The 18,748-nt window shown below is 63.7% G+C and carries 17 protein-coding genes and 1 pseudogene; 8 read left to right on the top strand and 10 right to left on the bottom strand.

From position 1 onward, the window contains the following. The 3 genes from N2604_RS36265 to N2604_RS36255 are packed head-to-tail and all read left to right on the top strand — an operon-like array spanning window position 1 to window position 1,374. Window positions 1-522 (top strand): DUF2306 domain-containing protein, encoded by a 522-nt coding sequence (locus tag N2604_RS36265; RefSeq protein WP_260372716.1) that lies wholly within the window; start codon window positions 1-3, stop codon window positions 520-522. Continuing rightward, the gene (locus tag N2604_RS36260; RefSeq protein WP_260372715.1) at window positions 519-1,070 is read left to right on the top strand and encodes a hypothetical protein; all 552 of its coding nucleotides are present in this window, start codon (window positions 519-521) and stop codon (window positions 1,068-1,070) included. The genes N2604_RS36265 and N2604_RS36260 overlap by 4 nt, the downstream gene beginning before the upstream one ends. A 4-nt stretch (window positions 1,071-1,074) precedes the next feature. After that, window positions 1,075-1,374, top strand: a complete 300-nt coding sequence (locus N2604_RS36255) for a transcriptional regulator (RefSeq protein ID WP_260372713.1) — start codon at window positions 1,075-1,077, stop codon at window positions 1,372-1,374. A gap of 235 nt (window positions 1,375-1,609) precedes the next feature. On the opposite strand, the gene N2604_RS36250 is transcribed toward N2604_RS36255, so the two are convergent. The 3 genes from N2604_RS36250 to N2604_RS36240 all read right to left on the bottom strand — a co-directional run bounded on the left by N2604_RS36250 (window position 1,610) and on the right by N2604_RS36240 (window position 4,527). After that, window positions 1,610-2,638, bottom strand: a complete 1,029-nt coding sequence (locus tag N2604_RS36250; RefSeq protein WP_260372712.1) for an ATP-dependent endonuclease — start codon at window positions 2,636-2,638, stop codon at window positions 1,610-1,612. After that, entirely contained in the window at window positions 2,598-3,581 is a 984-nt protein-coding gene (locus N2604_RS36245; RefSeq protein ID WP_260372711.1) for an ATP-binding protein, read from the bottom strand. Before N2604_RS36245 ends, N2604_RS36250 begins: the two co-directional genes overlap by 41 nt. Window positions 3,582-4,236: 655 nt before the next feature. Next, on the bottom strand, window positions 4,237-4,527 hold the full coding sequence (locus N2604_RS36240) for a hypothetical protein (RefSeq protein ID WP_260372710.1): 291 nt from the start codon (window positions 4,525-4,527) through the stop codon (window positions 4,237-4,239). A gap of 297 nt (window positions 4,528-4,824) precedes the next feature. Here N2604_RS36240 and purD point away from each other — a divergent pair, with 297 nt between their 5' ends. Both purD and N2604_RS36230 read left to right on the top strand, forming a co-directional pair. Continuing rightward, window positions 4,825-6,108, top strand: coding sequence for a phosphoribosylamine--glycine ligase (gene purD, locus N2604_RS36235; RefSeq protein ID WP_260372709.1), 1,284 nt, complete (start codon window positions 4,825-4,827; stop codon window positions 6,106-6,108). 203 nt (window positions 6,109-6,311) lie between these two features. Next, window positions 6,312-7,214, top strand: a complete 903-nt coding sequence (locus tag N2604_RS36230) for an alpha/beta fold hydrolase (protein ID WP_260372708.1) — start codon at window positions 6,312-6,314, stop codon at window positions 7,212-7,214. Between the two features lie 99 nt (window positions 7,215-7,313). On the opposite strand, the gene N2604_RS36225 is transcribed toward N2604_RS36230, so the two are convergent. Next, the gene (locus tag N2604_RS36225; protein ID WP_260372707.1) at window positions 7,314-7,772 is read right to left on the bottom strand and encodes a nucleoside deaminase; all 459 of its coding nucleotides are present in this window, start codon (window positions 7,770-7,772) and stop codon (window positions 7,314-7,316) included. 117 nt (window positions 7,773-7,889) lie between these two features. Between N2604_RS36225 and N2604_RS36220 the strand changes: the two genes are divergently transcribed. Next, complete coding sequence (locus tag N2604_RS36220; protein ID WP_260372706.1) at window positions 7,890-9,797, top strand: pseudouridine synthase; 1,908 nt, start codon at window positions 7,890-7,892, stop codon at window positions 9,795-9,797. Window positions 9,798-9,972: 175 nt separating this feature from the next. Beyond that, window positions 9,973-10,527, top strand: a complete 555-nt coding sequence (gene rsmD / locus N2604_RS36215; protein WP_260372705.1) for a 16S rRNA (guanine(966)-N(2))-methyltransferase RsmD — start codon at window positions 9,973-9,975, stop codon at window positions 10,525-10,527. A gap of 90 nt (window positions 10,528-10,617) precedes the next feature. On the opposite strand, the gene mutL is transcribed toward rsmD, so the two are convergent. Next, entirely contained in the window at window positions 10,618-12,432 is a 1,815-nt protein-coding gene (mutL, locus tag N2604_RS36210; protein WP_260372704.1) for a DNA mismatch repair endonuclease MutL, read from the bottom strand. A 317-nt stretch (window positions 12,433-12,749) separates the two neighbouring features. Between mutL and N2604_RS36205 the strand changes: the two genes are divergently transcribed. After that, window positions 12,750-13,058, top strand: a complete 309-nt coding sequence (locus N2604_RS36205) for a hypothetical protein (protein ID WP_260372703.1) — start codon at window positions 12,750-12,752, stop codon at window positions 13,056-13,058. A 175-nt stretch (window positions 13,059-13,233) separates the two neighbouring features. Here the strand turns inward: N2604_RS36205 and N2604_RS36200 are convergent. The 5 genes and pseudogenes from N2604_RS36200 to N2604_RS36180 form a co-directional block, all read right to left on the bottom strand. Beyond that, window positions 13,234-14,168: pseudogene (locus tag N2604_RS36200) on the bottom strand (IS630 family transposase). A gap of 89 nt (window positions 14,169-14,257) precedes the next feature. Continuing rightward, a complete protein-coding gene (locus N2604_RS36195) occupies window positions 14,258-15,214 on the bottom strand; it encodes an IS481 family transposase (RefSeq protein ID WP_260372702.1) in 957 nt (318 codons plus the stop codon). An 83-nt stretch (window positions 15,215-15,297) separates the two neighbouring features. Continuing rightward, window positions 15,298-15,714 carry an alternative ribosome rescue aminoacyl-tRNA hydrolase ArfB gene (gene arfB / locus N2604_RS36190; RefSeq protein WP_172788784.1) on the bottom strand — a complete coding sequence of 139 codons (417 nt, stop codon included), beginning with the start codon at window positions 15,712-15,714 and terminating at the stop codon, window positions 15,298-15,300. Between the two features lie 119 nt (window positions 15,715-15,833). Then, complete coding sequence (locus N2604_RS36185; protein WP_260372701.1) at window positions 15,834-17,198, bottom strand: pitrilysin family protein; 1,365 nt, start codon at window positions 17,196-17,198, stop codon at window positions 15,834-15,836. Continuing rightward, window positions 17,195-18,589, bottom strand: coding sequence for a M16 family metallopeptidase (locus N2604_RS36180; protein ID WP_409241666.1), 1,395 nt, complete (start codon window positions 18,587-18,589; stop codon window positions 17,195-17,197). Before N2604_RS36180 ends, N2604_RS36185 begins: the two co-directional genes overlap by 4 nt. Window positions 18,590-18,748: the final 159 nt, after the last annotated feature.

Here is an 18,748-nt window from a genome sequence, read left to right as displayed (position 1 = left end):
ATGATCGCACATCTGACCCTCGCCGGAACGATACACGTGGTGCTGGCGCTGCTTTGCAGCGCCGTCGGACTCATCCAGTTTCTGCGTCCCAAGCGTGGCGCCGGCCATCGCGCGCGCGGTTATTTCTACGTCTATGCCATGCTGGTCTCCGACGGCACGACCTTCCTGATCCACAAGTTCACAGGGCACTTCAACGTCTTCCATGTCGCAGCGATCGTGAACTTCGGCTGCATCGTGCTGGCCGTCGTTCCGCTGTTGCGCATGCCGAGGCCTTCGAACTGGCGATCGATCCACTACCATTTCATCGCCTGGTCCTATGTGTCCCTGTTGTCGGCCGCGGCGATCAACACAACGCTGCGGCTGGCGCCGGTGACGACGCGCGAGCAGGCCGGCGTGGCGGCGCTGGTCGTGTCCATCGCGACGATGGCGATCGCTTATCTCGTGATCCGCAGGCACCGGCCTCCAGCGGACGTGACGACGCCAGGCGCCGGACTGGTCGAGCGGAGCGGAGCGCCATCGTGATCGACAGCAAGCAGGCTTCCGAAGCGTTGAACGAGATCGAGGATACCGTCCGCCGCGTGCGGCAGTCGATCATCTATCAAGTGTCCAGCCTGGCGTTGTTGATGTGGGGCGTGCTGGCGTTCGTCGGCAACATCGCAGGCTGGTTCTGGCCGCGCCATGGACTCGCCATCTGGATCGGTCTTTACGCGGTGTCGATCGTCGGCTTCGTTGCCATCGGCGCCTATCACCGGTCCCGAAGCCGCGTCCGGGTGTTCGACGGCCGCTATCTCCTGACATTCCTGCTGATTGCCGCCTTCGGCATCTTCGTCTGCTATTTCGGTCAGTTCACGCCGCGCCAGCAGACAGCGTTCTGGCCGATCTACATCATGCTGTTCTACATGATGGCCGGGGTGTGGTTCGGCTACGCCTTCCTCGTCATCGGCGCCACCATCGTCGCCTTGACGCTGATCGGCTATTTCTACATCCCTGGCATATCGCTGTTGTTGTGGATGGCCGCCGTCAACGGCGGCGGCCTGACCCTCGGCGGCCTCTGGATGCGGCGGATCTAGCGGGATGGCCGAGCTCGACGACATCATCCATCAGCCGCTGCGCCTGAAGATTATGGCGGCGCTGAACGCGCTGCCTGCGGAGGTCGGGCTGGAATTCGTCCGCCTGAAGAAGCTCACCGGCGCCACCGACGGCAATCTCGGTGCGCATATCGAGACGCTGGCCAAGGCGGGCTACGTGTCGGTGGACAAGGCGTTCGTCGGCAAGAAGCCGCAGACCAGGGTGACTGCCACAGCTTCCGGACGTGGCGCGTTTGCGCGGCATGTGGCGACGTTGCAGGAGATCATTGCGGGGAAGCAGGTGTAGCTCCTCGGTCACGATGTGCATTGCTGTGCCCTCGCCCCTTGCGGGAGAGGGCAGCGAGGACGGTAGACGCAGACTCACTCGGGTGAGGGGTTATCTCAGCGAGTCCTACTCGTATTCAAATCAGCGAATGCAACCGCTCATCCGGCACTTCGCGCAATGTCTGCGTCTTGTCATCCCAATGCGATTGCTCGCTTTGGACAACGACAATAGCTGCATTCTTTCGGCGGCCCCCGGTCTAGCCAGTCTGGATCGCCGCGTTAACTGCATCAAAGAGCTTCTCCGCCCGATCCAGCGTCTCTTCCACGCCGGGAGTCGTTGCATCAAGCACAGCGAGATTGCGGATCAACCACGCCGAGGCGGTGAAGTGATCGAATGTAGGCAGTGGCTCTGGAAGTACATTGAAGGCTGCCTCCGCCTTTTTTACGAGCCGCACGGTACTTGTATCAGCCTTCTCTAAGCTCGTGGCCGTTAGCCTGTGCTTTGTAGGTAATTCATACGCCTCGTTTACGATCTCCGCGAACAGCCCGATTTCGAACAGGTCCTCGATATCCGACTCGTTCTTCCCGGTAAAATCTGCGATTGTGAAGACGTTTCCTGCTCGCAGTATTTCGCTCTTTCGTAGTTCCCCTATTTTCTTTGCGTCTTGCTTCGTGTGGTCGGCGAGCACGGCAATATCCAGCTTATTGCCGCCGAAGAGCGAGACGAAGGCGCGAACATTCCCGATTCCACCTGTCGGACACATGGTCCATCTGGGATCGAGTCCAGTGCGCTTCCGCGCTTTCAGCGCGGAGGAAAGTGCTTGCAGGTAAAGAATGTCGGACGCGCCTTCCACCAGAAGTGTGTGCTTGCCGATGAAGAGCGACTGCGTGATCTCATAGCCCAAAGCTCCCTGCAGAGGAAACAGGGTGTCGGGATCGCGCGTCAGCACGTCTTCGCGGACCTTCGTTCCCAGCGGCACGCGCCGGGTGCCTTTCAACTCTACTTGGTCCTCGACTACCCTTGCGGCAGTCAACTTGTCCGGTGCGACCATGAATGGCGAATGAGTTGAATAAACGATCTGATGAAATGGAGCCAACTTCTCGTCGAAGTAACGGAGCAGGTCCCCCTGCGCCTTACCATGTAGCGTCAGGCCCGGCTCGTCGAGCAGAAGGACCACGGGAGTGGCATCCTCTTTCACTTGCGCGAACTTCACTAAGAACGAGAAGAACCAAACAAACCCAGCGCTACGCTCGGAGAAAGGGAGTATCCACGCGATGTAGGGCATTGTAGATGCGCGCTCGACCGATAATGTTTTCATTCAATGGGGGCTTGTCTTGCGGTCGGGCCGGATCAATGGTGACGACCACTGACAAGTCAGGATTCTGGGTCCAGAACTCAAGTATTTGGTCAGTGATGTTGTTCGAGGCCGCCTGAAGTTTGGCGTTGAACGTCTCGTATGTACCGACGGTGAGAATTTCATCCAGTGGAACTCCGGCATACTCCAAAAATTCCATGAACAAACGCGCGCCGCTATTCTCGTCCTTCAGAATTTCATTGTTGCTCTTCCACGTCTTCAGGAAATCCAGACGGACCGCGCCATCCATCCGGTCGTAGTTCGAAAAATACATGAACTTCGGAAAGTGCGGCTTAAGGATCGCGTACACAAGCGTCTTGAATGATGCGTGCGGTTTGAGCCAATTCAGAAACGTGGTCTGATCCTCAGTTAGTTCAGGGATTGTTGCGATCTTTGCCGCAAGATCAGAAGTGTCGTCGGCGACCTTGAGTGCGGCAAGCTGCTCCTGATTGAAGCCGCGACCATCAAGCAGGTGCGCAACCGCCCGCTTCGTGTCGATCTCGAATTTCCATTCAGGCTCCGAGCTGTATCGACGACTTATCTCAATAATTGGGGATTTGAGTGCTTTGTCACCGAGGACAGCGCGAACATCTGCGATTTCCTCGTCGGTCAGCTTCCACTTGGTCTGGATCGCGACCGCTTCCTCACCCTTGTGTCTCTGCGAGTATGCAGTGAGGTGACGGCGGGGATAATCTCGTTCTCGGTCGAAGGCGATTGGTGTGCTCGGGTGCGGGTTAAGCGCAGCGAGCGCTAGTAGCACTGCACTCTTACCGGCCTCATTTTTACCGACCAAACAAGTGACGTTCTCAAGGGTAAAAGGTTCTGAGTCTTCAGCGGACCGGAAATTCGTAACGTGAGCTTCAATCAACTTCATTTAATCCCCCACCGGCGAATCGGATGAGTGGCTACGATGGCACAATGCTGGGTAGCAGTTCGAGTCCGAGGACGTTGTCCCACTTATTCACAGGCGGCTGCGACGGATCAGAATCGCGAGTCAGGGGTCGAATCTATCCTAAGGGGGCGCCCGGCACCGCACCCGGCCCCATGACAGCGTCGCGAATTTGACCGCACATCCGCGCCACGCTTGCCGCAGCAGCGAAGTTGGATCCGTTAATCGGAGAGCCGGACGTGATCGGGCCAGCCATCGGCACGGGTCTCGACGTGATGGCTGCGGGTCACGGGCAATCGATCAGGATGTCGCGCGTGCCTGATGCGCATTTCGCGGGTCGTCAACCGGAGGACTCAGATGCGTCTGTTGAGATGACGGGGATTATCCAATCAGACGATACAGCCCATAGCCTGCAGCGTAGGCCGCTGCCGCTTGGAGAATGTTTATGATTGATATTCGAAACAGGTAGGCTAGCGGACCGCCTGATGCGGCCTGCATTGGCCGCGTTCGGAAATACATCATGTTCCAAATTACCATAGCGCCGCCGACGAAAATCACTGTGTAAAGGGGCCATCCCTTGTACCCGGCGTAAGCAGCAACTCCGAAGATAATGGCTAGCAAGGTTGGCATAGTTGGATTGTCAAAAATATCCGGCGTGTGTGCCTGCACGCCACGCCGCCCAAGAGAGCACGCCAATTACTATGATCTTGATTGCCAGAAGACCCCGTATTCCAGAGTTGAAGAAATCGACTGGTAAATTCGCTTCCAATCGTTTGCGCATATACCAATCCGGGTCCACAACGGCCCTCACGGCGGCTCGAGCGTGATTTACGATTCCAAATGCGCTGAACCAAAACGCAAGTTTGTACTCGCCGATAACATAAAGGAATCCGGCAAATCCGACGAAAAAATAGTCAGTGATGCCTGTCATTCGGCAAGGGTAGCGCAGTCCGTGTTCTGTAGCGACTCTGATCGTGTTAGTTGATGCTGCGATATCAATACCACACGAAGTGCCAGCGGAATTTCTATTTTAAAAACCCGCTGGACGCTGGGTGGTCCTCGCTTTGATATTGTTTCTCTTTTTCTGCTATTGATTTTCCCGCAAGGGAGAAGGGGCCGCGGAGCAAGCCGTCCAGGAATGACGGGGAGTTCGCCTCCATCCCCCTTGAGCCCCACCCCGATTCGTGCGACCTCCGCCCCCAGCAAAACCCCTCATTCTGAGCCTTCGATGCACATTCTCCTGCTTGGTTCCGGCGGCCGCGAACATGCCCTGGCGTGGAAGATCGCAGGCAGTCCCCTGGTGACCAAATTCTGGTGCGCGCCCGGCAATGCCGGCATCGCGAAGGAGGCGGAGTGCGTGGCGCTCGATGTCGCCGACCATGCCGCCGTGATCGACTTCTGCAAAAAGAACGCGGTCGAGCTCGTGGTGGTCGGGCCGGAGACGCCGCTCGCGGCCGGCATCGTCGATGATCTCACCAAAGCCGGCATCAAGGCGTTCGGGCCGAGCAAGGTGGCGGCCCAGCTCGAAAGCTCCAAGGGCTTCACCAAGGCGCTGTGCACCGAGTTCGGCATTCCGACCGGCGCCTATCAGCGATTCACCAACGCCGATGACGCGCGCGCCTATGTGCAGAGCCAGGGCGCACCGATCGTGGTCAAGGCCGACGGACTCGCCGCCGGCAAGGGCGTCGTCGTTGCGAAAACCGTGCGCGAGGCGGAGGACGCCATCGCCATGATGTTCGAGGGCGCCTTCGGCGAGGCCGGCACGGAGGTCGTGATCGAGGAGTTTCTGCCCGGCCGCGAGATCAGCTTCTTTGCGCTGTGCGACGGCGAGACGGCGATCCCGCTCGCCTCCGCGCAGGACCACAAGCGCGTGTTCGACCACGACGTCGGCCCGAACACCGGCGGCATGGGCGCCTATTCGCCGACGCCGCTGGTCACGCCCGCCATCCACGACGCGATCATGGCGAAAATCATCCTGCCGACGGTATCAGGCATGAAGCAGCGCGGCACGCCGTTCCGCGGCGTGCTCTATGCCGGCATCATGCTGACGACGCAGGGGCCAAAGCTGTTCGAGTTCAACGTCCGCTTCGGCGATCCCGAGTGCCAGGTGCTGATGCTGCGCATGATGAGCGACCTCGTGCCGGCGCTGCTTGCCGCCTGCGACGGGGAGCTGAAGCACTTCGACTTGCGCTGGCACAAGGAATCCGCGCTGACCGTGGTGATGGCGGCGAAGGGCTATCCCGGCGACTGCCAGAAGGGCACGCGCATTGGCGGGCTCGAGGAGGCGGCCAAGGTCGACAATGTCGAGATCTTCCACGCCGGCACGGTGGCCAAGGATGGCGCGATCCTCGCCAATGGCGGCCGCGTGCTCAATGTCTGCGCGCTGGGGGCGACCGTGACCGAGGCGCAGCGCCGCGCCTATCAGGCCGTCGACCGCATCGACTGGCCGGACGGTTTTTGCCGCCGCGACATCGGCTGGCAGGCGGTGGAGGCGGAAAAGGCGCAAAATTAGCCTCGTCATTCCGGACGGCGCGCAAACGCGCCGATCCGGAATCTCGCGCTCGTTTGTCACCGCGCCGCCACATCTACGATCCAGAATGTGCAATCGTCTGTTGGGGTTAGTTGCCCCGACGATAATACCGGTACTGTGCATGGGGTTGTTTTCGACGTTTTGTTGAGGCCGGCCCCACGACTGATCCATAAGGATGCAACAAGATGTCCGATCTCGCCGACCTCTATCCGGGCTTTGCCGCCGAATGGATCGATACCTCGTTCGGCCGCGTCTTCGCCCGCGTCGGCGGCAAGGGCCCGCCGCTGCTGCTGCTGCACGGCTTCTCCGAGACCCACGTGATGTGGCACCAGGTGGCGCCCGAACTGGCCGAGCACTTCACGCTGATCATCGCCGACCTGCCGGGCTATGGCTGGTCCGACATGCCCGCGAGCGATGCGCTGCACATCCCCTACTCCAAGCGCGCCATGGCGAAAGCCATGGTCGAGGTGATGGAGCGCCTCGGCCACGTGCATTTCGCGCTCGCCGGCCACGACCGCGGCGGCCGCGTGTCGTATCGGCTTGCGCTCGACCATCCGGGCCGGCTGTCGAAGCTCGCCGTGCTCGATATCCTGCCGACCTATAATTACTGGGAACGGATGAACCGCGCCTACGCGTTGAAGATCTATCACTGGACCTTCCTGGCGCAACCCTATCCGCTGCCGGAGACGCTGATCGCAGGCCAAGGCGAGTTCTTCCTGCGCTTCAAGATGGCGAGCCAGACCAAGTCGAAGACGCTGGACGCGATCGACGAGCGCGCGCTCGAGCACTACCTCGCCCCGTTCCGCGATCCCGCCCGCATCCACGCAATGTGCGAGGATTACCGCGCCGGCGCCTATTTCGACTACGACCTCGACAAGGCCGATTTCGAGGCCGGCAAGAAGATCACGGTGCCGATGCTGGCGCTGTGGGGCAATGCCGGCATCGCCCAAGCCGCCGCGACGCCGCTCGACACCTGGAAGCAATGGGCCACGAACGCCTCCGGCATGCCGGTGGATTCGGGACACTTCCTCACCGAGGAGAATCCGGATGTGACCGCGAGCGCGTTGCGCGAGTTCTTCTTGGCTTGACGATCTTGTAGCCCGGATGGAGCGAAGCGAAATCCGGGATTCTCGCCGCGACACTGTCCCGGATTGCGCTTCGCTCCATCCGGGCTACGCGACTCCGACCTACCGCCGCTCCCGAAAGAACTCCCTGAGCAGCCGCGCCGCCTCGCTCTCGCCGACGCCGGAATAGACGTCCGGCGCGTGGTGACAGGTCGGCGAGGCAAAAAACCGCACGCCCGATTCCACCGCGCCGCCCTTGGGGTCGGCGGCGCCGTAATAGAGCCGCCTCACCCTTGCAAACGAGATCGCGCCCGCACACATGGTGCAGGGCTCCAGCGTCACGTAGAGGTCGCAGTCGACGAGGCGCTCGCTGCCGATCTTCGCGGCGGCCGCGCGCAGCGCGATGATCTCGGCATGGGCGGTCGGATCACGGTCGGTGAGCGTCCGGTTGGCGCCGGTGGCGATCACCTCGTGATCGCGGACCACCACGCACCCGATCGGAACTTCGCCCGATTTTCCGGCATTTTCGGCCGCCAGAAGCGCCAAATCCATGAAAGAAGGGGCTTTCATGCCTCGTATCATCGCCAGAAACCTGCTACTAGCTCCGCCTTCAGCAAGAGTGGATACCGATTTTGCCTGAGCATGCGGCTCGGAACGAGCGCGCACAATGCTCGCGCCACCCCTTAAGTGAGATTAGTCATGCCTCGCGACAGCGACAAAGACAACGATTCCCGCGGCCGGCGAGGCCCGGCCAAAGGCCGTAGCGGCAAGCCGCGCGGGCCCGAGAAGAAATTCGCCAAGCGCGGCTTCGAGGGCAAGGGCGCGCGCGACAGCCGCCCGCCCCGTGGCGACCGTGACAGAAGTCCATTCCGCCGCCGCGAGGAGGGGGACGCACCGCGCCGCGATTTCAGTGACCGTCCCCGCTTCAAGCGCGACGACCGCGGCACTGAGGGCCGCGGCGAGCGCAGCTTCAAGCCGCGCGGCGAACGTCCGAAATTCGACCGCGACGAGCGCACGCCACGTGGCGAGCGAAGCGAGCGGCGCTTCGAGGACCGCAAGTTCTCGCGGGGCGGCTCGGATCGGCCGCGCAAGGATTTCGGCCGCGACCGCGACTTCGAGGGCGGCGACCGCAAGCGCAGCTTTGGCGATCGCCCGCGCGATCGCGGCGAGCGCGGCGATTCCAAGCCGTGGCAGAAGCGCGAGGCGGGTCCGCGCGGTGATCGCCCGCGCAAGAGCTTCGACAAGGATTTCGGCGGCCGCGATCGCGGCGACGAGAAGCCCTGGCGTCAGCGCGACGACCGCCGTGAGGGCGGCCGTGGCGAGGACCGTCCGCGCTTCTCCCGGCGCCGGGACGAGGGTGACGATCGCCCGCGTTTCTCCCGCCCGCGCGAGGAGCGCACGGGTGACGATCGTCCGCGCTTCAACCGCTCGCGCGAGAAGCGCCCCGAAGGCCGCATGGACTGGCAGGAGCATCCGCGCAGCGAGGGCCGCTTCCGCGATCGTCCGCGCCGCGACAACGAGGACGACAGCAGGATCTTCGAGAAGCGCCCCGCCTTCGGCGGCCGCGGCGCCTACCGCGAGCGCGATCGTGATTTCGAGGGCCGGCCGCGCCGCGACGACGCGCCGAAGCCGAAGAAGGCCGGCGAGCGCATCGCCAAGGTGCTGGCCCGTGCCGGGCTTGCCTCGCGCCGTGACGCCGAGGAGATGGTCACGCAGGGCCGCGTCACCGTCAACGGCCGCGTCATCAATTCGCCCGCGCTCGACGTCACCAAGAACGACGTCGTCATGGTCGACGGCAAGCCGTTGCCGGAGCGCGAGCGCACGCGATTGTTCCTCTATCACAAGCCGCGCGGGCTTATGACGACGCATGACGACCCCGAGGGCCGTCCGACCGTGTTCGACAATCTGCCCGAAGGCCTGCCGCGGCTGATCAGTGTCGGCCGGCTCGACTTCAACACCGAGGGCCTCTTGCTGCTCACCAACGATGGCGGCCTCGCACGTACGCTCGAGCTGCCGGACACCGGCTGGCTGCGCCGCTACCGCGTCCGCGCCCATGGCGACGTCACCCAGGCGCAGCTCGACCAGCTCAAGAACGGCATCGAGATCGAGGGCGTCAAATACGGTCCGATCGAAGCGACGCTGGAGCGCGACCAGGGTGCCAATGTCTGGCTGGTGTTCGCGATCCGCGAGGGCAAGAACCGCGAGGTGCGCAATGTCTGCGCCCATCTCGGCCTCGAAGTGAATCGGCTGATCCGCGTCTCCTATGGCCCGTTCCAGCTCGGCGAGATTCCGGAAGGCCAGGTCGAGGAGATCCGCGCGCGCGTGCTGCGCGAGCAGCTCGGCGACAAGGTGATCGAGAAGTCGGGCGCGCAGTTTGACGTGCCCTCGAAGTCAACTTCGCGCGTCGACGACACACCCGGCGAGAAGAAGCCCGCCAGCAAGCGCGCCGTCATCAACGATCGCAAGGGCCGCCGCGTGCTGGTGCAGCGCACCGGCAGCGAGGAGGCGCGCGAGCGCAACGAGATGGAGGCGAACGGCTACGGCCCGCCGCGCCGTCCCAAGCGCGGCTATCACGGCAAGCGCGACATGACGCCGCGGGAGGATTGAGAGTGATGAGCTCTTCGTCGCTCGGCATTCTCTCGTTCCCTCCCCCCTTGTGGGGGAGGGTTAGGGAGGGGGGTACCCCACGAGAGGTCGCCGCTTGTGGCACCCCCTTCCCCAACCCTTCCCCACAAGGGGGAAGGGAGCTCACCTTCCGTGCCTCTACCATTCGGGTCTCATAATGCGCGTCGTCGGCGGTCGTTTGAAGGGGCGCAATCTCGCCTCACCGTCCTCGCGCGACATCCGCCCGACGGCGGACCGCTTGCGCGAGTCCGTGTTCAACATTCTCGTGCACGCCTATGACGATCCGATTCAAGATGCGCGCGTGCTCGATCTCTTCGCCGGCACCGGCGCGCTCGGCATCGAAGCCACGTCGCGCGGCGCCAAGTTCACGCTGTTCGTCGACAATGGCGCAGAGGCGCGTGCGCTGTTGCGCAACAATGTCGAGGCGCTCGGCCTCGGCGGCGTCACCAAGGTGTATCGCCGCGATGCCACCGACCTCGGGCCAGCGCATCCCGTCGAGCCGTTCTCGCTGGTGTTCCTCGATCCGCCCTACGGCAAGGGATTTGCCGAGAAGGCGCTCGCGAGCCTTCGCGACGGCGGCTGGCTCACGCCGGGCGCGCTGCTGGTGGTGGAGGAGGCGAAGGCCGCGCAGTTCGTGACGCCGGAAGGTTTTGAGGAGCTGGAGCGGCGGGCTTATGACGACACGGAGTTCGTGTTTTTGAGGAAGCAGTAGGATGGGTAGAGCGAAGCGAAACCCATCGTCTCACCGCGTGGGTGGAATTGATGGGTTTCGCTTCGCTCTACCCATCCTACACGGTCGGAACTACCTCCGCCCGAACAGCTTCTCCACGTCGCTCAGCTTCAGCTCGACATAGGTCGGCCGGCCGTGATTGCACTGGCCTGAGTTCGGCGTCTCCTCCATCTCGCGCAGCAGGGCGTTCATCTCCTCCGGCCGCAAGCGGCGGCCGGCGCGCACCGAGCCGTGGCAGGCCATGGTGGCGGCGACGTGCATCAGGCGGCGTTCGAGCGGCAGCGCCTCGTCCCACTCGGCCATGTGCTCGGAGAGATCGCGCAACAGGCCGCCGGCATTGGTCTTGCCGAGCAGCGAGGGCGTCTCGCGCACCGCGACCGCGCCGGGGCCGAACGATTCGATAGCTAGGCCGAATGAGGCGAGTTCCTCGCTGCGCTCCAGGAGGCGCTCCACCGTGGCCTCATCCATCTCGACGATCTCGGGGATCAGCAGGATCTGCCGCTGCACGCCGTTCGCAGCGAGTGAGGCCTTGAGCCGCTCATAGACGATGCGCTCATGTGCGGCGTGCTGATCGACGATGATCAGGCCGTCGCGGGTCTGCGAGACGATGTAGGTCTCGTGGATCTGCGTGCGCGCCGCGCCGAGCGGGCGATCGACGAGATCGCCGGCGGGTTGGCTCTCGATCCGCACATCGGCGCTGGGCGCGCCGACGTCGAAGGCCGCCTGCGCGCGCTCGGCGAAGGCGGGCGCGGCCGAGCCTTCGAACGACGGCATCGGCGCCACCGGGGCGGATGGCGAGGCGCGCCAGTCCCATCCTGCCGGGCGCGGCGGCGTGAAGGCGGGCCGGAACGAGGACAGCGCGCTCTCGCCGCTGTTGGCGGCGGTGCGGCGGCCCTCGCGTGCGAGGGCTTCCTTCAAGCCATGCACGATCAGCGCGCGGACGAGGCCGGCGTTGCGGAAGCGCACCTCGGTCTTGGCCGGATGCACGTTGGCATCGACCTCGCGCGGATCGAGCGTGACGAACAGCGCCAGCACCGGATGGCGGTCGCGCGGCAGATAATCGGAATAGGCCGCGCGCACGGCGCCGAGAATGAGCTTGTCGCGCACCGGCCGGCCGTTGACGAAGAGATATTGGCCGAGCGCGTTGGCCTTGGTCAGCGCGGGAGCCGCGGCATAACCGGCGACCACGACGCCTTCGCGCTCGGCATGGACCTCGATGGCGTGGCTGCGGAACTCCGCGCCGAGGATGTCGCCGAGCCGCGTCAGCCGTCCGGCCGCGCCGGGAAGCGCCGCAGCCCAGGTCACCGGCGCGCGCTCCTCGCCTGCGAGCGTGAAGGCGACGTCGGGCCGTGCCATCGCGAGGCGCCGCACCACTTCGCGGATGGCTTCCGCCTCGGTGCGATCGGTCTTCAGAAACTTGAGCCGCGCCGGCGTCGCATAGAAGAGGTCGCCAACCTCGACGCGCGTGCCATGCGCCAGCGCCGCCGGCATGATCTCGGACTTCTCGCCGCCCTCGACCGACAGCGCCCAGGCGTGCGGCTCGCTCGCGTGCCGCGTAGTGATGGAGAGGCGCGCCACCGCACCGATCGAGGGCAGCGCCTCGCCGCGAAAGCCGAGGGTGCGGATCTGAAGCAGGTCTTCGTCGTCGAGCTTGGAGGTGGCGTGGCGCTCGACGGCGAGCGCAAGGTCTCTTGCGGTCATGCCGCTGCCGTCGTCGGTGATGCCGATCCGCCGCCGCCCGCCGCCGTCGGTGAAGACGTCGATGCGGCTCGCGCCGGCATCGATGGCGTTCTCGACCAGCTCCTTGACCACGCTCGCGGGACGTTCCACCACCTCGCCGGCGGCGATGCGGTTGACGACCTGTTCGGGCAGCTGGCGGACGGGCATGAGGCTCACTCGGCGAATATTCTCAAGTTTAATGCCGCGCAGCGACAAATGCATGGGGGAGGTCGAGCTTCCCACACCCGAAATGGGGACATATTCGGCGCGCATCGTCCGTTGGGGATGCGTGGCATGTTCCGCGCCGCCGCATATGAGGAGCACAATTCCGCGAAAGCGCCGCGAAAATCCTAAACGATCACCACACGACGCAGCTTGCATCACACCGCGCCGTTCGAACTCTCTTTCGCGATGAACCGGTCCGGTGCAGGCGAACGGCGCAGAAGGCAGCCGAACGGTTCATTGCGACATTCCAGGAGACATGGATGAAGTTGGTGAAGACCTCTGCGATCGCTTGCGCTCTCGCGGCCCTCGTTGCAACGCCCGTTCTCGCCCAAGGCACCTCGTCTGGGACGAGGCCTGGCGGCACCGTACAAAGCAAGCCCATGCAGGGCGGCGCGTCAGGCGGCGAGGATGAGGATCTCGGTGCCCAGCAGGGCGCTGCCGGCGAGAAGGTCGGCATGAAGTCGAGCAAGGGCACGAAGGGGTCCGTCGGAACCACCGGCAGCGCGACGCGCAAGGGCACGGCCGACGATTCGGCGGCGGGTGGTGCTGCCACCGGCAAGCGCTACTGACGCCAGCGTGCGAATTGGCAAACCTCCGGTCGCGTCGCGGCCGGAGGTCTTTCATTGCCTAAAGCGCGATGCGATTAGGATGAATCGTCATCGCGCTTTAGGTTGTTGTTTGAGCATGATCTTTTCGGAAAACCGCTTCACACTTTTCCGGATCATGCTCTAAAGCGCGATGGCATTAGGTTCGATAGCCTGAATTTTTGAGGTAGTTGGCGCATTCCTCTGAGGTAAAGGCATCGAGTGCGTGGCCGATTGCAGCGCAGACGGAGTCAACGGTTCGCGCGGCAGCTTTGCGGACCAAGTGCTTAAGCTTGGCAAAGACTTGTTCGATGGGGTTCAGGTCTGGCGAGTATTTTGGCAGGAAGAAGAGTTTGGCGCCGACCGAACGGATGAGCTGGCGAACCGCTTTGCTCCTGTGGCTACCGAGATTATCCAAGACGACGATGTCACCGGGCTGAAGGGTCGGCAGGAGGACCTTCTCGACATAGGTGCGGAAGCTCACGCCATCGATCGGCCCCTCGATGAACCATGGCGCATCGATCCGGTCGCAGGGCCGCCAGGAAGGTCATGGTCTTCCAGCGGCCGTGGGGAACCTTGGCGTGAAGTCTGTGCCCGCGCGGCGCCCATCCTCGCAAGGGGGCCATATCGGTCCGGGTCCAGGTCTCGTCGATGAAGACCAGCCGTTCAGCTTCGACGCGACTTTGATACTTTGCCCACTGGGCTCGCCGCCGCGCGACGTCGGGACGATCGCGTTCGCCAGCCGCCACGCTTTTTTTTGAAGCTGAGCTTCTCGGCATGTACGAAGTCCCATACCGAGTGATAATCGACTTTCAGGCCGCGCCCGGCGAGCTCAGCAACGAGACCGCGGATGGTGAAATCGCCGTCCTTGATCCGCTGCGACAGCCAGACCGCGTGCTCACCCGAAATTGCCTTCGGCTTGTAGCCGCCGATCTGGCTAGGCTCGACACTGCCGGTCTCATCAACCCGCTTCATCCAGCCGATGGCCGTGCTGATTGCCACCCCAAACTGCTTGGCGGCCTGATTGCGGGACATCCCGCCCTCGATCGCGGCCACAACACGTTTGCGAAGATCAAGAGAGTACGGCTTGCCCATCCATGCTGGCCTCCGTCCAGCCAGCATGGTGAATCAGAAACCGACTGATTTGGGAATCCCAAATCGATTCAGTCTAAACCCATCCCGCTTTAGTTGTGGAGCCTCAAGAGGTTGTCCTCGGTTAGACCGAGCCTGCTGATCGGCGTTTGAGATCTTATCCCGCCGTGGGGGCGATGCCAGTTGTATCGATGGAGCCAACGGGGCAACTCCTCGGCGCGGCGGTCGGAGGTGGGATAGGCTTGCGCATAGGCCCACTCCCTGAGCGCGGTCTGGATGAAGCGTTCGGCCTTGCCATTGGTTTTGGGCGTATAAGGCCTGGTTCGCTTGTGCTTGAGGCCGAGCTCCTGGCAGGCGTCGCGGAAGTCGAAGGCTTTGTAACAACTGCCGTTATCGGTCATGACCCGGGTGACGGTGACGCCGAGGCCTTTGTAATAATCAATGGCCGCTTTGAGGAAGGCTACGGCGCTCTCGGCTTTTTCATCGGGCAAGATCTGGGAGAAGGCGACGCGGGAGTGATCGTCAATGCAGACGTGGACGAATTCCCAGCCGACCCCTCGGTTGTTGCTCTGACCGGTGCGATCGCCGGTGATGCGGTGGCCGATCTTGTCGAAGCGGCCGAGCTTTTTGATGTCGATGTGGATCATCTCGCCCGGCGTTTCGCGCTCATAGCGGCGCACCGGCTCGGCCGGCTCCAGGTCGCGTATCCGGTTCAGTCCCAAACGACGCAGAATGCGGCTCACAGTGGCCGTCGATATCTTGAGTTCGACCGCGATCTGCTTGCCGGTGTGGCGCTGGCGCCGCAAGACCTCAACAGCGGTGCATGTGGCAGGCTCTGTTTGGCTCGGCAGTGAATGAGGTCGTGACGAGCGGTCGCGCAAGCCATCAACGCCTTCCATGCGGAAACGGCCGACCCATTTGGCAACCGTTTTCGGCGTCGTATTGAACTGGCGCGCCGCGGCTGCTTTGGACAGGCCGAAATCCACGACGGCACGAACCATCGCCTCTCGACCTTTCGGTGTCAGGGGAGCATTCTTGTGGGTGTCCATTCGGTTCTCCGCGAATCGCTGTGGTTTGGCGACTTCAGAGTTCCCGGTCAGGGCCGAATGGACAACCTCCTGAAAGACCACATCTAGTCGTCGAAACCGCGCCCGCGCTTCGCCTTGATGTCGCTGCGGCGTTTCTTGCCCTCGAGCCGGCGCTGCTTGGAGGCAAAGGTCGGCCGCGTCGCGCGGCGAGGCGTCGGCCGGACCATGGCCTCCTTGAGGATCTCGACGAGACGGTCGATGGCATCCTGACGGTTGCGCTCCTGGGTGCGGAAGCGCTGGGCGTGGATCACGATCACGCCGTCCTTGGTCATGCGCTGGCCGGCAATGCGGGCGAGGCGCAGCGCCGCGTCCTCGGGCAAGGTCAGCTTGCGCGTGTCGAAGCGCAGCTGCGCGGAGGTCGCGACCTTGTTGACGTTCTGCCCGCCCGGGCCGGAGGCGCGGACAAAGCCGATCTCGATGTCGTCCTCGTCGATGACGAGATCGCGGGATATCCGCAGCATGCTGGCACCATTCGTGATGTCAGGACATACCGCGGACATCTGCCTTCAGCAATGCCGCTGCCGCTAGACGCAAATGGCCGGGGCGAGCCCGGCCATTCAGGAAACGTCCAGAAAAGAGATCAGTTCGACTTCGGTGTCGCAGCCGCCGGTTGCGCTGCGGCCTGGGGGGCCCGGCCGACCACGACGGTCAGCAGGCCCTGGCCCCAGAGCCGCTTGGCGGCCGCCTTGGCATCGTCCAGCGTCACGGCGTCGACGATGGCGTTGCGCTTCTCTATATAGTCGATCGGCAGCTTGTCCTGCTGATATTGCAGCAGCGCCTGCGCCAGCTTGGACGAGGTGTCGAGCGCCAGCATCTGCGAGCCCTTGAGGTAGGACTTGGCCTCATCGAGCTCCTTCTGCGTCGGGCCCTCCTGGGCGATGCGGCGCACCTCCTGTTCGATGGCCTCGATAGTGTCGCCGGCGCGGTCAGCGCGGGTGCCGGTATTGCCGATGAAAACCGCGGAGTGCTGCATCCAGAGCAGCGACTCGTATACCGAATAGGCCAGCCCGCGCTTCTCGCGCACCTCGCGATAGAGCCGGGAGGACAGGCCGCCGCCGCCGAGGATGTGGTTGACGACATAGGCCGCCATGAAGCTGGGGTCGCTGCGCTTCACGCCGGGTCCGCCGAAGGTGATCACGGTCTGCGGCACGTCGAGCGTCACGAAGGCGCGTTGCGGCGGCTTTGCGGCGTCGACGTCGGGGACTGGCGTCAGATTGGCCTTGGCCGGCAGGCTGCCGAAGGTGTGGTCGAGCAGCTTTCCGAGCGTGGCCGGGTCGACGTCGCCGACGACCGCAATTTTGAGTCCGTCCTTGGCGAGGACACGGCCGACATAATCCCTCATGTCCGCGACCGTGATGGTCGGCACGCTGTCGAGATTGCCGTTGCTCTGCCGGCTGTAGGGGTGATCGCCGAACGCGACCTCCAGGAACTTGCGGCTCGCCAGCGAGGTCGGATTGGTGGTCTCGCGGCGCAGGCCCGAGATGACCTGCGAGCGGATGCGTTCGACGTCGGCCGTGTCGAAATGCGGCGAGGTCAGCGCCATCCTGAGCAGGTCGAAGGCCTCGTCCTTGTTGTCGCGCAGCATGCGCAGGCTGCCGCGGAAGGTGTCGCGGGTGGCGCTGAAGGAGAGCTCGATGGCGCGGCGGTCGAGCCGTTCATGGAACGTCTTGGAATCGAGGTCGCCGGAACCTTCGTCGAGGAGGTCGCCGACCAGGTTGGCGACACCGGGCTTGTCCTTGGGATCCTGCGCCGAGCCGCCGGCGAAGGAATATTCCATCGCGATCAGCGGCACGGTTGCGTCCTGCACGAACCAGGCTTCGATGCCGCCCGGTGAGATCAGGTGCTGGATCTTTGCGGCGGCCTGCGACGGCGAGGCCGCGGAGAGCGCGAGGACCGCGCCGGCGGCAACGGAGAATGCAACGCGTCGAAGGAAGGAATAGGTCACGAGCGCTTCTCCTCGCGCTTGGCGGTTGCAGTGTCCTTGATCAGGTAGCCCGTCACCGAGCGCTTCTTCTCGAGCCATTTTTGCGCAACAGCGCGGACCTGCTCGGCGGTGACGGCGCGGATGCGATCGGGCCAGCTCCTGATATCCTCGATCGACAGGCCCGTGGTCAGCGCGCCGCCGTACCAGCGTGCCAGCACAGCCTGATTGTCCTGCGCGTAGATCGCTTCGGCAATGAGCTGGGTCTTGACGCGCTCCAGATCCTCCGCGCGGATCGGATTTTGCGCCACGTTGGCAATGACGCCGTCGACCGCCTGTTCCACTTCGGCGAAGCTGACGCCGGGTTTCGGCGCAGCCGAGATCGCGAATTGGGTCGGGTCGAGCGAGATGCTCGAATAACTCGCGTTGGCGGAGACGGCGAGCGGCTTGTCGACCACGAGGGCGCGGTAGAGATAGGAATTGCTGCCGCTGCCCATCAGCTGCGCCAGCACGTCGAGGGCCGCGCTCTCGCCGGCCGCGGCCGTGGTCGCCGAGGGCACGAGATAATAGCGCCGCATGTTCGGCTGCTCGACGCGCGGGTCGGCCAGCGTGACGCTGCGCGGGGCGGCGGGCTCCGGCTCCTGCGGACGAACGCGCCGCGGCGGGATCGCGGGCTGTGCGGGAATCGAGCCGAAATTGCGCTCGACCAGCGGGCGGATTTCGGCAGCGTCGACGTCGCCGGCGATCACCAGGATCGCGTTGTTCGGCGCATAAAAGCGCCGGTAGAAGGCGAGCGCATCCTCGCGATCGAGCTTCTCGATCTCCTGATGCCAGCCGATCACCGGACGCCCGTAGGGATGGTTGAGATAGAGCGCGGCCATGATCTGCTCGTTCAGCCGCGCATCCGGATTGTTGGCGACGCGCATGTTGTACTCTTCGAGCACGACGTCGCGCTCGGGCAGCACGTTTTCGTCCTTGAGGACGAGGCCCGTCATGCGGTCGGCCTCGAATTCCATCATGGTCGGCAACTGCTCTTTCGGCACGCGCTGATAGTAGTTGGTGTAGTCGACCGAGGTCGAAGCGTTCTCGTTGCCGCCGACGCGCAGCACGGTCTGGGAGAATTCGCCGGCCGGGTGCTTCGAGGTGCCCTTGAACATCAGGTGCTCGAGGAAGTGGGCGAGGCCGGACTTGCCGGGCGTCTCGTCGGCCGAGCCGACCTTGTACCAGATCATCTCGGTGACCACGGGGGTGCGATGATCCGGGATCACCACGACCTGCATGCCGTTGGGAAGCGTGAAGCTGGCGGGCGGAGCCGATGTCACCGTGGTCTGGGCAAGGGCCGCGCCGGCCGAGAGGACACTCGTCGAAAGCAGCGCGGCAAGGAGGCAGGCAGCCGATCGGTATGAGGACATCATGATCCCTGGTTGAGGTGCCGAGCCCGGATCTCCGGCTCGGAAGGCACGGCATGCTACACCGTGCGGCTGAGGCTTCGCGTCACGAAGCAGAGAACGCTATCAACTCGGGAGCAGCCAGCAGCTGAAGCTGCGTGCAGCGCCGGCAGCCGCGGCGCGGCT

It is taken from the genome of Bradyrhizobium sp. CB1015 (assembly GCF_025200925.1).
Lineage (GTDB): Bacteria > Pseudomonadota > Alphaproteobacteria > Rhizobiales > Xanthobacteraceae > Bradyrhizobium.
The sequence above is the reverse complement of the archived record's forward strand: the minus strand, read 5'-3'. Positions and strand labels throughout refer to the sequence as shown.